The following is a 12,189-nucleotide window of genomic DNA, read 5'->3' as shown; positions in this document are numbered from 1 at the left end:
GCCGGCCCTCAACGATCGGATCACTCGGTCATCTCCCTGTCCACGCCGTCCACGCCGGCCCCGACGCCGGGCGGCGGCGGAACCGGACCGGCCACGCCACCGCCGGGTGACGGGACCGCGCCGGCCGCGGGTGCACCCCGGTCGACCAGCGGCAGCGAGCGTAGCGCGCGCTCCAGGTGCCACTGCAGGTGCGCCGCGACCAGGCCGCTGCACTCCCGGCGTACGCCGGTCTCGGTGGCGTCGGCGACCCGCCAGTCGCCACTGGTCAGCGCGGACATCAGGTCGATGGTGGCCGGCGCGGGGTGGGCCGCGCCGGGCGGCCGGCAGTCCGGGCAGACCGCGCCGCCGGCCGGTACGGAGAAGGCCCGGTGCCGCCCCGGCGTGCCGCAGACCGCGCAGGCGATCAGCGCCGGCGCCCAGCCCGCCAGCGCCATCCCGCGCAGCAGGTACGCGTCGAGCACCAGCGTGGTGGCGTGGCTCCCGTCGGCCAGCGCCCGCAGCGCGCCGAGGGTGAGCTGGAACAGCCGGAGCGAGGGTTCCCGCTCGACCGGGGTGAGCCGCTCGGCGGTCTCGGCGATCGCGCTGGCCGCGGTGTAGCGGGGATAGTCGCCGAGGAACCGCTTGCCGTACAGGTCGATCCCCTCGACCTGGCTGACCGTGTGCAGGGAGCTGCCCTGGTTGCCCTTCGGGTCGCCGGCGAGCTGCACGTCGACGTGCCCGAACGGCTCCAGCCGGGCGCCGAACTTGCTGGTGGTGCGCCGGATGCCCCGGGCCACGGCACGCAGCCGGCCGTGCCGGCGGGTCAGCAGGGTGATGATCCGGTCGGACTCGCCCAGCTTCTGCACACGCAGGACCACCGCGTCGTCGCGGTAGAGCTGGCGGCGGTACCCGGGCATCGGGCCATTCTCCCTCGGGGTGGGAAATCAGGGTCGGTTCGGGGTGGACCGGCGTCGCGTCCCCGATGTGCGGCGGTCGGGGCCGGCCGTAGGTTGCTGACCATGGCTCTTCCCCGCACCGCCGTCGCCCTGGGCGCGGCCGCCACCGTCATCCTCGCCGCCGGGTGCGACACGCTCTCCTTCCGGCGGCTGGACTTCGACCACACCGAGGCGGTACGGATCAGCACCGTCACCGTACGGCCGGGCGCGGGCGACGTGGTGGTCCGGGCCACCGGACCGGCCACCGAGGTACGCATCCAGCGGGTGCTGCGCTACCAGGGCGACCAGCCGCGCACCACGTACGAGGTGCGGGGCGACGAGCTGGTGCTGGACGCGGAGTGCGGCCCGCGCTGCTCGGTGTCGTACGAGGTGACCGCCCCGGAGGGGGTCCGGGTGCGGGGCGAGACCGGCTCCGGCGACGTCGAGCTGAGCCGGGTCGGCACGGTGGAGCTGGCCCTCGGCTCGGGCAACATCCGGGTGGCCGGCGCCACCGGCCCGGTACGCGCCACGACCGGCTCCGGGAACATCGAGGTGGAGGACGTGGCCGCCCCGGTCGAGCTGCGCGCCTCGTCGGGCGACATCACCGGGCTGCGGCTGCGGGGGCAGGTGAACGCCGAGGCGGAGTCCGGCAACGTCACGATCGAGTTGGACGAGCCCGCCTCGGCGCGGGCCCACGCCTCCAGCGGCGACGTGGAGGTGCTGGTGCCCGCCGGCCGGTACCGGGTGCGGTCCAGCACCGGGTCGGGCGACAGCGACCTGGGGGTGCCGAACGACCCGGGGGCGTCGCTGGTGCTCGACCTGAGCACCGGCAGCGGAAACGTGCGGGTCAACCAGCGTTGATCTCGACGGTGGCCAGCTCGGCCACCCGGGGGGCGGGGACCACGGCTCGGCCGGCGGCGCCGACCCTCAACCGCTCGCGCCGCTTGTCGCCGGGGCCGGTGGCCGGTCGTCCGGCCGTACCCGCCGGGCCGGCCGGCACGCCGAGCGTCCGGACCGGGCGGGCCGGCGTCCGGGAGCCGGCCGGCGCGGGGCTGACCGGCACGGCGGGTACGCCCCGGTCGGCCGTCACCGGCGCACGTCGTCCGCCCGGCACCAGCTCGGGCCGGCGTCGGGCGGCCACGTCCTCCACCCACCCGAACAGCAGGGTCACCACCCCGACCAGGGCGAAGACCAGCACCACCCGGATCGCCATGCCGAGCGGGTCCTGGTGCGACCAGCCGACCACGTCGACCAGCGGGGTGAGCAGCACCACGAACGGCATGTGCCAGAGGTAGACCGTCAGCGCCCGCCGGTTGAGCACGGTGACCGCCCGGCTGAACAGCGGGCTGCGCGCGATCCAGTGCGCCGTGGCCGGGGCCCGGCCCAGCAGGACCAGGATGAACGCCGCGGACCAGAGCGCATTGCCCAGGTCGATGTCGTTGAGGTCGAAGCCGCGCGGCCCGGGATGGGTGACGATCCAGGCGGCCCCGGTGCCGGCCAGGGCCAGCGCGGTCGGCAGCAGCACCCGGTTGGTGAGCCGGCGCAGCAGGCCGTCGTGGTGGGCGAAGCCCAGCAGCCAGGCGCCGAAGTAGACGCCGAACTCGCGCAGCGGGACCGGCGCGGCGGGCAGCAGGCCCAGCTCGATCACCATCAGCAGCGCGTACGGCAGGGCCAGGGTGGCGACCGGCACCCGGCGGAACAGCCACAGGGCGACCGGTGAGGCGAGGAGGAACCAGAGGTAGTCGCGCAGGTACCAGATCGGGCTCAACGCCAGCGCGCCCCAGTAGTTGGCCGGCGGGTCGGCGACCGGGAAGAGCCAGAGCAGCACCTTCGGGCCCGGTGGCAGGCCGGTGATCAGCATGGCGGGCACGAGGACGATCGCGACCACCCAGAGCGAGGGCAGCAGGCGACGCAGCCGGCGCAGCAGCGCGGCCGGGCCGGAGCGGTCCAGCGAGGCGGCCATCAGCGACCCGGCCAGGGCGAACATCACCGCCATCGCCGGGAAGACGAGGGTCAGCGACGCCCAGCCGGTGACGTGGTAGACCACGACCCGGATGATGGCCAGAAAGCGGAGCAGGTCCAGGTATCGGTTGCGCATCAGCCTGCATCTATGTCGGGGGCGGCGGAGCAGAAACGCTCCCTACCCTCCGACTTCACCCCGCCAAACGGCCGTCACCCCCCGGGGCGACGTGAACCTTCCCATACCGCCGCCGGACCGGTGACCGGACCGGACCGCGCCGGTCACCGCCCGCAATGCGGTCAGAAGCCGAGCTTGCGCAGCTGCTTCGGGTCCCGCTGCCAGTCCTTGGCCACCCGTACGTGCAGGTCCAGGTAGACCCGGGTGCCCAGCAGCTCCTCGATCTGCTTGCGGGCCGCCGTGCCGACCGCCTTGAGTCGGCTGGCCCGGTGACCGATCACGATCGCCTTCTGGCTGGGCCGCTCGACGTAGACGTCGGCGAAGATCTTCATGACCTGGCCCTCGGGAATCATCTCCTCGACGACGACCGCGATGGAGTGCGGCAGCTCGTCCCGGACCCCCTCCAGCGCCGCCTCCCGGATCAGCTCCGCGACCATCACCTGCTCGGGGTCGTCGGTGAGCATGTCGTCCGGGTAGAGCTGCGGCGACGGCGGCAGGTACTTGGTCATCACGTCGACCAGGGTGTCCACCTGGTGCCCGGAGACCGCGCTGACCGGCACCACCTCGGCGAACTCGCCCAGCTGGCTGACCGCCAGCAACTGCTCGGCGAGGCGCTTCTTGTCGACCAGGTCGGTCTTGGTCACCACGGCCAACACGGTCGCCTTCAGCTCGGCCAGCTCACCGGTGATGAACCGGTCACCCCGGCCGATCGGCTCGTCCGCCGGGATGCAGAGGCCGATCACGTCGACCTCGCTCCAGGTCGAGCGGACCAAATCGTTGAGGCGTTCGCCGAGCAGCGTCCGGGGGCGGTGCAGGCCGGGGGTGTCGACCAGCACGAGCTGCGAGTCCGGGCGGTGCAGCACGGCCCGGATGACGTGCCGGGTGGTCTGCGGCTTGTTGGAGGTGATCGCAATCTTCTGACCGACGATCGCGTTGGTCAGCGTCGACTTGCCCGCGTTGGGCCGCCCGACGAAACAGGCGAACCCGGCCCGGTACGGACGCTCCTCGGTGCCGGTCACTCGACCACCGTGCCGAGGACCGTGCCGTCCGGCGCCGCGACGTGGATCGGCGCGTCGGTGGAGAGGTCGCGCACGGCGGCGTGCCCCGCCCCGTCCAGCGTCGACGCCTCGGTCACCACCACGGCCGCCTCCAGCCGGCTCGCGCCCGCCGCCACGGCGGAGGCGACGGCGAGCTGGAGCGCGGTGATGGTCAGCGAGGGCAGCGAGACGCTCGCCGCGGCGTACGTCCGACCGTCCTGGTCCCGCACCGCCGCGCCCTCCACGGCCGCGACCCGACCACGGGCGCCCCGCGCCAGGACGACCAGCTTGCCGTCCTCGGCGCTCAGTTCGGCCGGGTCGGACGGGGTCGGCCGGGCGGCCGGTACGGCGGGTGACTCAGGCATCGGCGGGTTGCCTCTCCTCGGATCTGGTCTGGTTGTTGCGGGTCTCGGCCTGCTCGCCGCGCCCCGCGGAGTCCGGCGCGTCACTCGGTTCGACCCGGCTGACCAGCACGGTGTCTATCCGGTTGCGCCGTCCCGTGGTGCCCTCGGCGATCAGCCGCAGCCCGGCGACCTCGGCGCGGGCGCCGGGGATCGGCACCCGGCCCAGGGACTGGGCCAGCAGGCCGCCGACGGTCTCCACCTCGTCGGTGGGGAGCTCGGTGTCGAACAGCTCGCCCAGGTTCTCCACCGGGAGCCGGGCGGTGACCCGCACCGCACCGTCCTCCAGGTGTTCCACCGGCGGGCGTTCGACATCGTACTCGTCGGTGATCTCGCCGACGATCTCCTCCAGGATGTCCTCGATCGTCACCAGGCCGCCGGTGCCGCCGTACTCGTCGACGACGATGACCAGGTGGTTGCGGGCGGCCTGCATCTCCGAGAGCAGGTCGTCGACCGGCTTGGACTCGGGCACGAAGGTCGCCGGGCGCATCAGCTCCGACACCGGGCTCTGGTGGGCCCGCAGGTCGCCGCCCCGGGTACGCCGGATGAGGTCCTTGAGGTACAGCACGCCGAGCACGTCGTCGACGCTCTCGCCGATGACCGGGATGCGGGAGAAGCCGGAGCGCAGGAAGAGCGCCAGCGCCTGGGAGAGCGTCTTGCCCTCCTCTATCCAGACCATCTCCGTGCGGGGCACCATCACCTCGCGGGCGATGGTGTCGCCGAGCGCGAAGACCGAGTGGATCATCTGCCGCTCGCCGTGCTCCACGACGCCGCGCTGCTCGGCCAGGTCGACCAGCTCGCGCAGTTCCACCTGGCTGGCGAACGGCCCCTCGCGGAAGCCGCGCCCCGGGGTGACCGCGTTGCCGATCAGGATCAGCAGCGAGGCGAGCGGGTTCAGCGCCCGGCCCAGCCAGCGGACCAGCGGCGCCACCGCCCGGCCCACCGCGTACGCGTGCTGCCGGCCGATGGTGCGCGGGGCCACCCCGACCACGACGAAACTGACCACGGTCATCGCGCCGGCGGTGACCAGCGCCGCCCGCCAGCCTGCGCCGAAGGTGTCCACCGCGACGAGGGCGACCAGCGTGGTGGCGGTCAGCTCGGCCAGCAGCCGGAGCAGGAGCAGCAGGTTGAGGTGGCGGACCACGTCGCCGGCGACGGCCTGGAGGGTACGCGCGCCGCGCGCCCCGTCCCGGGCCAGCTCGGCGGCCCGGGCCGGCGAGACGGCGGCGAGCGCTGCCTCGGTCATCGCGATCAGACCGGCGAGCACCACCAGCCCCGCCGCGAAGAAGATCAGCTGGAGGTCGGGTAGGCCGGCGGCGGCCGCCGCCTGGGTGGTCATCACCGGGTCCGGGTCGACCGCCAGCTGGCCAGCAGTCGGGCCTGGAGCGTGAACATCTCCCGCTCCTCCTCCGGCTCGGCGTGGTCGTACCCGAGCAGGTGCAGCACGCCGTGCACGGTGAGCAGGTGCAGCTCGTCGGCGGTGGTGTGGCCGGCGGTGGCGGCCTGCTTGGCCGCCACCTCCGGGCAGAGCACGATGTCGCCGAGCAGGGCCGGCTCGCCGCCGGCCGGGGCGCTCTCCCCCGGACCGTGGTCGACGCTGCCCTCGTCCATCGGGAAGGCGAGCACGTCGGTCGGCCCGTCCCCACCCATCCAGCGGTGGTTCAGCTCGGTCATGTACTCGATGTCGACCAGCAGCACGGAGAGCTCGGCGAGGGGGTTGACCCCCATCTCGTCGAGGGCGTGCCGGGCGACGGCGAGCACAGCGTCGGTGTCGACGTCGACACCGGACTCGTTGGCGATCTCGATGGACAACTGGCTTCCTCTGGGTTAGCGGCGCCGGCCGGCCCGGCCGCCCTGGGCGGTCCGCCCCGGCACGGCGTGCACGCTCTGCGCCTGCTGGTTCTCCCGCTCGGCGTCCCAGCGGGCGTACGCGTCGACGATCTCGCCGACCAGCTTGTGCCGGACCACGTCCGAGCTGGAGAGCTGGGCGAAGTGCACGTCCTCGACGTTCTCCAGGATGTCCCGGACCACCCGCAGGCCGCTGGTCGTCCCGCCGGGAAGGTCCACCTGGGTGACGTCACCGGTCACGACGATCTTGGAATTGAAGCCGAGTCGGGTGAGGAACATCTTCATCTGCTCGGGCGTGGTGTTCTGCGCCTCGTCCAGGATGATGAACGCGTCGTTGAGGGTCCGGCCCCGCATGTACGCCAGCGGCGCGACCTCGATCGTGCCGGCGGCCATCAGCTTGGGGATGGACTCCGGGTCGAGCATGTCGTGCAGCGCGTCGTAGAGCGGCCGCAGGTACGGGTCGATCTTCTCGTTGAGGGTGCCGGGCAGGAAGCCCAGCCGCTCCCCCGCCTCGACCGCCGGCCGGGTCAGGATGATCCGGTTGACCTGCTTGGCCTGGAGCGCCTGGACGGCCTTCGCCATGGCGAGGTAGGTCTTTCCGGTGCCGGCGGGGCCGATGCCGAAGACGATGGTGTGCGTGTCGATCGCGTCGACGTAGCGCTTCTGCCCGAGCGTCTTGGGGCGGATGGTGCGCCCGCGCCGGGAGAGGATGTTGAGGGTGAGAACCTCGGCGGGCCGCTCCGCGCCGCCCTGCTCGAGCATGCCGACGGTACGCCGGACGGCATCAGTGGTCAGGGTCTCGCCTTTCTCGATCAGTTCGAGCAGCTCGCTGAAGAGGCGCTCGGCGAGGGCGTTGTCCGCGGGGGCACCGGTGATGGTGATCTCGTTGCCGCGCACGTGCACGTCACTGTCGACCGAGCGTTCGACGAGGCGCAGGATCTCGTCGCCCGCGCCGAGCAGGTTGACCATGATCTTGGAATCGGGAACCGTGATCCTGGTCTGCACCCGGGGCGGGCCGGGAGGTGGGGTGCCGGTCATAAATCGGGCCGTCCGGCCCTACGCCACCTGCTTCCGATCTCGGTCGCCGGCCCTGCTGGCGCGGCGTGCGGACGTTACACCCATCGTATCCGCTCAACCCCGGCGGCACCGCGTCCATTTCCGCCGCCCCCCGGGGGCGGGCGCACGGCGGGCGATACCTCCCGGCGGCACCCACACCACGCGCCCGCGCCCAGGGCGGGGGCCGGGTCAGCCGGCGCGGAAGTCGTACCGGTCGAAGGCCTCCTGACGGCGGGTGAAGCGGTAGGTGGCCCAGTGCAGCCGGACCACCGTGCCGTGCTCGTCCCGGGTCAGCCGCAGCAGCTCGCCGACCTCCCGCCCGGCGACCGTCCGGAAGACGTCCGGAGCGTCCGGCACCGGCGCGAAGACCGCCGGTGGCTTCCCCGCCGGGTCGTCGGCGCCCCGGGCACGCAGCGCGCCGTCGTGCCAGCTGAAGACGTACTCGAAGCCCTCGCCCCACCAGCGGCCCAGCATCCCGCGCAACGGCCCGGGGGCGGGTTCGCCCGGGCGCCACGGCGGGACGTCGGCCGGGTCGTGCTCGGCGGACGCGGCGAGCAGCCGGTGCGGCAGGTCGAAGACCTCCGCCGCGGTGCCGGAGGAGCCGAGCACCGCGCAGCCCATCGCGCCGGCCGTGCCGTCGCCGCCGCGCCGCCCGTAGACCGCGGCGAGGAAGCCCGGCATCGCGCCGTCGTGCCCCACGTGCACCACCCGGTCCGGGTACGGCACCAGGATCAGGCCGAGCCCGAAGCCGGCCGCCCAGAGCGTCTCGTCGGTGGTGGTCAGCGGCCAGCGCATCTCGTCCAGCGAGGCCGGGGCGAGCACCGCCCCGGCCGGGTCCAGCGTCACCGGGTCGGCCAGGAAGGCGGCCCACCGGGCCATGTCGGTCGCCGTACTCCAGAGCTGGGCGGCCGGGGCGATCGCGCCGAAGTCGGTCGGCGGTTCCGGGTGCGCCTCGTCGGAGTAGGCGTCGACCAGGAACCCGGTGGCCGCCGCCGGCCCCGGCGTGACCGAGGTGGCGGCCAGGCCCAGCGGGGTCAGCACCCGTTCGGTGAGCACCTCGGCCCAGGCGCCGCCGCGCAGCTCGCCGACCAGCCGGCCGAGCAGCGCCATGCCCAGGTTGGAGTAGTGGTAGCGGCGACCGGTCGGCAGCACCCGCTCGGCCCGGGCCAGCTCGGCGACCAGCTCGTCCGCGCCCGGGGCGCGCAGCGTGTCCCAGACGTCGCCGTACGGCTCGCGTTGCAGCCCGGCGGTGTGCGACAGCAGCCGGCGTACGGTCAGCTCGCCGTGCGCGGGCAGCGCCAGATGGCGGCCGATCGGGTCGTCCAGGTCGAGCAGCCCGTCGTCGCGGCACTGCATCACCAGCACCGAGGTGAAGGTCTTGGTCACGGAGCCGATCCGGAACCGCGTGCCCGGGCCGAGGTCGGCGTCGCTGCCGGTGCCGCCGACCTCGCAGGTCCACAACGGCCGGTCGGCGCGGTGCAGGGCCGCCGCCAGGGCGGGCACCCGGGCCTGCGCCTGCACCCGGCGCACCATCCGGGCCAGCCGGTCCGGGTCAGCCGTCACGCGACGTTCCGGGCCAGCATCGGGCCGAGCGGCGCGCCGCCGAGCAGGTGCGCGTGCACGTGGAAGACCTCCTGGCCGCCGTACGAGCCGGTGTTGAACATCAGCCGGAAGCCGTCGCCGAGCAGCCCCTCGTCCTCCGCCACCGCGGCCGCCGTGGCGAGCAGGTCGCCGGCGAGCTTCGGGTCGCCCTGCCCCAGCGTGGCGACGTCGGCGTAGTGCTCCTTCGGAATGACCAGCACGTGCACCGGCGCCTTCGGGTCGAGGTCGCGGAAGGCGAGGGTGGTGTCGGTTTCCCGGACGATGGTGGCCGGGATCTCCCCGGCGGCGATGCGGCAGAACAGGCAGTCGGATCCCATCGGGGCATGGTAAGGCGTGCCGCGCGCCTCGGGCATGATGTGCCGCGTGACTTCACGAGCGGTACTGGTGACGGGGGCGTCGCGCGGCATCGGCCGCGCCGTGGCGCGGGCGTTCGCGGCGGGCGGGGACCGGGTGGCGATCCACCACCGGGACTCGGCCGAGCTGGCCGAGGCGCTCCGCGCCGAACTGCCCGGCGACGGCCACGTGGTGGTCCGCGCGGACCTCACCGACCCGGCGGCGGTACGGGCCATGGTGGACGACGCCGCCGCCCGGCTCGGGGGGCTCGACGTGCTGGTCAACAACGCCGGCGTGTACGGCGACCGGGACGCCCCGCACCCGGTCTTGGGCGCCTCGTACGAGCAGTGGCAGCGGCAGTGGCGGCGGGTGCTGGAGACCAACCTGACCGGGGCGGGCAACGTCACCTGGTGCGCCGCCCAGCACATGCGGGAACGCGGTGGCCGGGTGGTGAACGTGTCGTCGCGGGGCGCGTTCCGGGGCGAGCCGGACCAGCCCGCGTACGGCGCCAGCAAGGCCGGCCTGAACGCGCTCGGGCAGTCCCTCGCCGTCGCGCTCGCCCCGTACGGCATCGCGGTCGCCACGGTCGCCCCGGGCTTCGTGGCGACCGACATGACCACGGAGCACCTGACCGGCGAGCAGGGCGACGCGATCCGGGCACAGAGCCCGTTCGGCCGGGTGGCCCGCCCCGAGGAGATCGCCGCCGCCGTGCACTGGCTGGCCAGCCCCGAGGCGCAGTGGGCCTCCGGCACCATCGTCGACCTCAACGGCGCCTCCTACCTGCGTACCTGACGCCGGCCGAGGCGGCTACCCCACCCACCCCGCCACACCTCGAGATCCACGCACTTTCACTGAATGAGTGCCTATCCGGCGCGGAACAGCCACTCATTCAGTGAAAGTGCCCGCGGCCCGGCCCGGCCCGGCCCGGGGCGGGGCGGGGCGGGGCGGGGCCCAGCTCGGGCGGGGTGGGGGCTTACCAGCGGGAGAGGCGGGTGGCGAGGACGCTCAGGGCGGCCACCCCGGCGGTGGAGGTGCGCAGCACCGACGGACCGAGCCGCACCGGGCGGGCCCCGGCGTCGGCGAAAGTGGTCAGCTCGGCCGGGGCGATGCCGCCCTCCGGGCCCACCACCAGCACGATCTCGCCGGTCTGCGGCAGCTCGGCGGTGGTCAGCCGCTCCTCGGCCTCCTCGTGCAGCACGAACGCGGCACCGGCTCCGGCGATCCGCCGCACCACGGTGCCGGTGGACTCGTCCGGGGCGCCGGCCACCACCGGCAGCCAGGGCCGGCGGGCCTGCTTGGCCGCCTCCCGGGCGGTCGCCACCCACTTGTCCCGGGCCCGTACGCCCCGGTCGCCGCGCCACTGGGTCACCGCGCGGGACGCCGCCCAGGGCACGATCTCGTCCACCCCGACCTCGGTCATCGCCTGCACGGCCAGCTCGCCCCGGTCCCCCTTGGCGATGCCCTGCACCACCACGATCCGGGGCACCGGCGCGTCCGCGTACCCCCGGGAGGTGACCCGGACGTCGAGGGTGCCCCGGCCGACGGTGGTGACCAGGGCGGCGGCCGTGCCGCCCCGGCCGTCGGCCAGCAGCAGCTCCTCGCCGACGCGCAGCCGCTGCACGGTGGCCGCGTGGTGGCCCTCCGGGCCGTCCAGGGTCAGCGTGTCGCCGGTGGGCAGCGCCTCGACCAGGAACAGCGGCGCGGACACCTCAGGCGTGCCCGTTGAAGGCGTCGCGCATCCGGGAGAAGAAGCCGCCCTGCTTGGTCAGCTCGGCGACCTCCTCGCCCCGGGTCTTGGCGAAGTCGCGCAGCATCTTCTCCTGGTCGGCGTCGAGCTTCGTCGGCGTCCGCACGTCGAGGTGGACGTAGAGGTCACCCCGGCCGGTGCCGCGCAGGTGCGGCACGCCCCGGGCGCGCAGCCGCAGCGTGCTGCCCGGCTGGGTGCCGGCCTTGACGTCGACCGTCTCCTCGCTGTCCAGCGTCTTGATGGTCAGCCGGGTGCCGAGCGCGGCGGCGGTCATCGGCACGGTGACCCGGCAGTGCAGGTCGTCGCCCTTGCGCGAGTACACGTCGTGCGGCCGCTCGTGGATCTCCACGTAGAGGTCGCCGGCGGTGCCGCCACCCGGGCCCACCTCACCCTGCTGGGCGAGCCGGATCCGCATGCCGTCCTCGACCCCGGCGGGGATCTTGACGGTCAGCGAGCGGCGGGTGCGCACCCGGCCGTCGCCGGCGCAGGTCGGGCAGGGGTGCGGGATGGTGGTGCCGTACCCCTGGCAGACGGTGCAGGGCCGGGCGGAGACCACCTGGCCGAGGAAGGTGCGCTGCACCGACTGCACCTCGCCCCGGCCGCCGCACGCCTCGCAGGTGGCCAGGTGGGTGCCGGCGGCGGTGCCGGCGCCGGCGCAGGTGGTGCAGAGCACCGCGGTGTCGACCGTGATCGGCGCCTCGACGCCGAACGCGGTCTCGTGCAGGTCCAGCTCCAGCCGCAGGATCGCGTCGGCGCCCGGCCGGGTACGCGGCCGCGGCCCCCGGGCGCCACCCGCGGCGCCGCCGAAGAACGCGTCCATGATGTCCTGGAAGCCGACGAACGGGCCCGCACCGCCGGGACCGCCCGGCCCCGCGCCGCCGCCACCCGGGGCGAGCGGGTCGCCACCCAGGTCGACGATCTGCCGTTTCCGGTCGTCCGAGAGGACCTCGTACGCGGCGTTGATGTCCTTGAACTTCTCCTGGGCCTCCGGGTCCGGATTGACGTCCGGGTGGAACTGCCGCGCCAGCTTCCGGTAGGCGCGCTTGATCTCGTCATCGGAGGCTTCCCGGCTCACGCCGAGAATGCCGTAGTAGTCCCTGGCCACTGCGTTCGG

13 protein-coding genes are annotated in these 12,189 nt (G+C 74.2%); 2 read left to right on the top strand and 11 right to left on the bottom strand.

Annotated features, from left to right (window positions below; genetic code table 11):
• Nucleotides 1-20 precede the first annotated feature (20 nt).
• Nucleotides 21-896 (bottom strand): DNA repair protein RecO, encoded by an 876-nt coding sequence (gene recO, locus V6U89_RS08785; protein WP_154942504.1) that lies wholly within the window; start codon nucleotides 894-896, stop codon nucleotides 21-23.
• Between the two features lie 102 nt (nucleotides 897-998).
• Between recO and V6U89_RS08780 the strand changes: the two genes are divergently transcribed.
• The gene (locus V6U89_RS08780; protein ID WP_334570227.1) at nucleotides 999-1,775 is read left to right on the top strand and encodes a DUF4097 family beta strand repeat-containing protein; all 777 of its coding nucleotides are present in this window, start codon (nucleotides 999-1,001) and stop codon (nucleotides 1,773-1,775) included.
• On the opposite strand, the gene V6U89_RS08775 is transcribed toward V6U89_RS08780, so the two are convergent.
• From V6U89_RS08775 to V6U89_RS08740, 8 genes are all read right to left on the bottom strand, one after another.
• Complete coding sequence (locus tag V6U89_RS08775) at nucleotides 1,762-3,012, bottom strand: acyltransferase family protein (RefSeq protein WP_334570226.1); 1,251 nt, start codon at nucleotides 3,010-3,012, stop codon at nucleotides 1,762-1,764. The two genes, V6U89_RS08780 and V6U89_RS08775, sit on opposite strands and share 14 nt — an antisense overlap.
• Nucleotides 3,013-3,173: 161 nt before the next feature.
• Complete coding sequence (era, locus tag V6U89_RS08770; protein WP_334570224.1) at nucleotides 3,174-4,070, bottom strand: GTPase Era; 897 nt, start codon at nucleotides 4,068-4,070, stop codon at nucleotides 3,174-3,176.
• The gene (locus tag V6U89_RS08765) at nucleotides 4,067-4,453 is read right to left on the bottom strand and encodes a cytidine deaminase (RefSeq protein WP_334570222.1); all 387 of its coding nucleotides are present in this window, start codon (nucleotides 4,451-4,453) and stop codon (nucleotides 4,067-4,069) included. The genes era and V6U89_RS08765 overlap by 4 nt, the downstream gene beginning before the upstream one ends.
• Entirely contained in the window at nucleotides 4,446-5,852 is a 1,407-nt protein-coding gene (locus tag V6U89_RS08760) for a hemolysin family protein (protein ID WP_334570415.1), read from the bottom strand. Before V6U89_RS08760 ends, V6U89_RS08765 begins: the two co-directional genes overlap by 8 nt.
• The gene (gene ybeY / locus V6U89_RS08755) at nucleotides 5,828-6,301 is read right to left on the bottom strand and encodes an rRNA maturation RNase YbeY (protein WP_154942500.1); all 474 of its coding nucleotides are present in this window, start codon (nucleotides 6,299-6,301) and stop codon (nucleotides 5,828-5,830) included. Before ybeY ends, V6U89_RS08760 begins: the two co-directional genes overlap by 25 nt.
• Nucleotides 6,302-6,316: 15 nt before the next feature.
• On the bottom strand, nucleotides 6,317-7,375 hold the full coding sequence (locus V6U89_RS08750; RefSeq protein ID WP_334570221.1) for a PhoH family protein: 1,059 nt from the start codon (nucleotides 7,373-7,375) through the stop codon (nucleotides 6,317-6,319).
• A gap of 207 nt (nucleotides 7,376-7,582) precedes the next feature.
• Nucleotides 7,583-8,956 (bottom strand): serine hydrolase domain-containing protein, encoded by a 1,374-nt coding sequence (locus V6U89_RS08745; RefSeq protein ID WP_334570219.1) that lies wholly within the window; start codon nucleotides 8,954-8,956, stop codon nucleotides 7,583-7,585.
• Nucleotides 8,953-9,312: a histidine triad nucleotide-binding protein gene (locus tag V6U89_RS08740; RefSeq protein ID WP_334570218.1), complete on the bottom strand. Its 360-nt coding sequence runs from the start codon at nucleotides 9,310-9,312 to the stop codon at nucleotides 8,953-8,955. Before V6U89_RS08740 ends, V6U89_RS08745 begins: the two co-directional genes overlap by 4 nt.
• 46 nt (nucleotides 9,313-9,358) lie before the next feature.
• Here V6U89_RS08740 and V6U89_RS08735 point away from each other — a divergent pair, with 46 nt between their 5' ends.
• Entirely contained in the window at nucleotides 9,359-10,120 is a 762-nt protein-coding gene (locus tag V6U89_RS08735) for an SDR family NAD(P)-dependent oxidoreductase (protein ID WP_334570217.1), read from the top strand.
• A 181-nt stretch (nucleotides 10,121-10,301) separates the two neighbouring features.
• Here the strand turns inward: V6U89_RS08735 and V6U89_RS08730 are convergent, their stop codons facing one another.
• Nucleotides 10,302-11,036 carry a 16S rRNA (uracil(1498)-N(3))-methyltransferase gene (locus V6U89_RS08730; protein WP_334570216.1) on the bottom strand — a complete coding sequence of 245 codons (735 nt, stop codon included), beginning with the start codon at nucleotides 11,034-11,036 and terminating at the stop codon, nucleotides 10,302-10,304.
• Nucleotide 11,037: 1 nt separating this feature from the next.
• A complete protein-coding gene (gene dnaJ / locus V6U89_RS08725) occupies nucleotides 11,038-12,180 on the bottom strand; it encodes a molecular chaperone DnaJ (protein WP_210778231.1) in 1,143 nt (380 codons plus the stop codon).
• Between the last annotated feature and the right edge of the window lie 9 nt (nucleotides 12,181-12,189).

Origin of the sequence: Micromonospora sp. CPCC 206171 (assembly GCF_036906755.1) — a bacterium.
GTDB classification, from domain to species: domain Bacteria; phylum Actinomycetota; class Actinomycetes; order Mycobacteriales; family Micromonosporaceae; genus Micromonospora; species Micromonospora purpureochromogenes.
Note: the sequence above shows the minus strand (reverse complement) of the source record. Positions and strands in the feature narration are given on the sequence as shown.

Coding starts and splice junctions, on each gene's coding strand:
- recO (WP_154942504.1), bottom strand. CDS start 896: ATGCCCGGGTACCGCCGCCAGCTCTACCGCGACGACGCGGTGGTCCTG.
- V6U89_RS08780 (WP_334570227.1), top strand. CDS start 999: ATGGCTCTTCCCCGCACCGCCGTCGCCCTGGGCGCGGCCGCCACCGTC.
- V6U89_RS08775 (WP_334570226.1), bottom strand. CDS start 3,012: ATGCGCAACCGATACCTGGACCTGCTCCGCTTTCTGGCCATCATCCGG.
- V6U89_RS08765 (WP_334570222.1), bottom strand. CDS start 4,453: ATGCCTGAGTCACCCGCCGTACCGGCCGCCCGGCCGACCCCGTCCGAC.
- V6U89_RS08750 (WP_334570221.1), bottom strand. CDS start 7,375: ATGACCGGCACCCCACCTCCCGGCCCGCCCCGGGTGCAGACCAGGATC.
- V6U89_RS08740 (WP_334570218.1), bottom strand. CDS start 9,312: ATGGGATCCGACTGCCTGTTCTGCCGCATCGCCGCCGGGGAGATCCCG.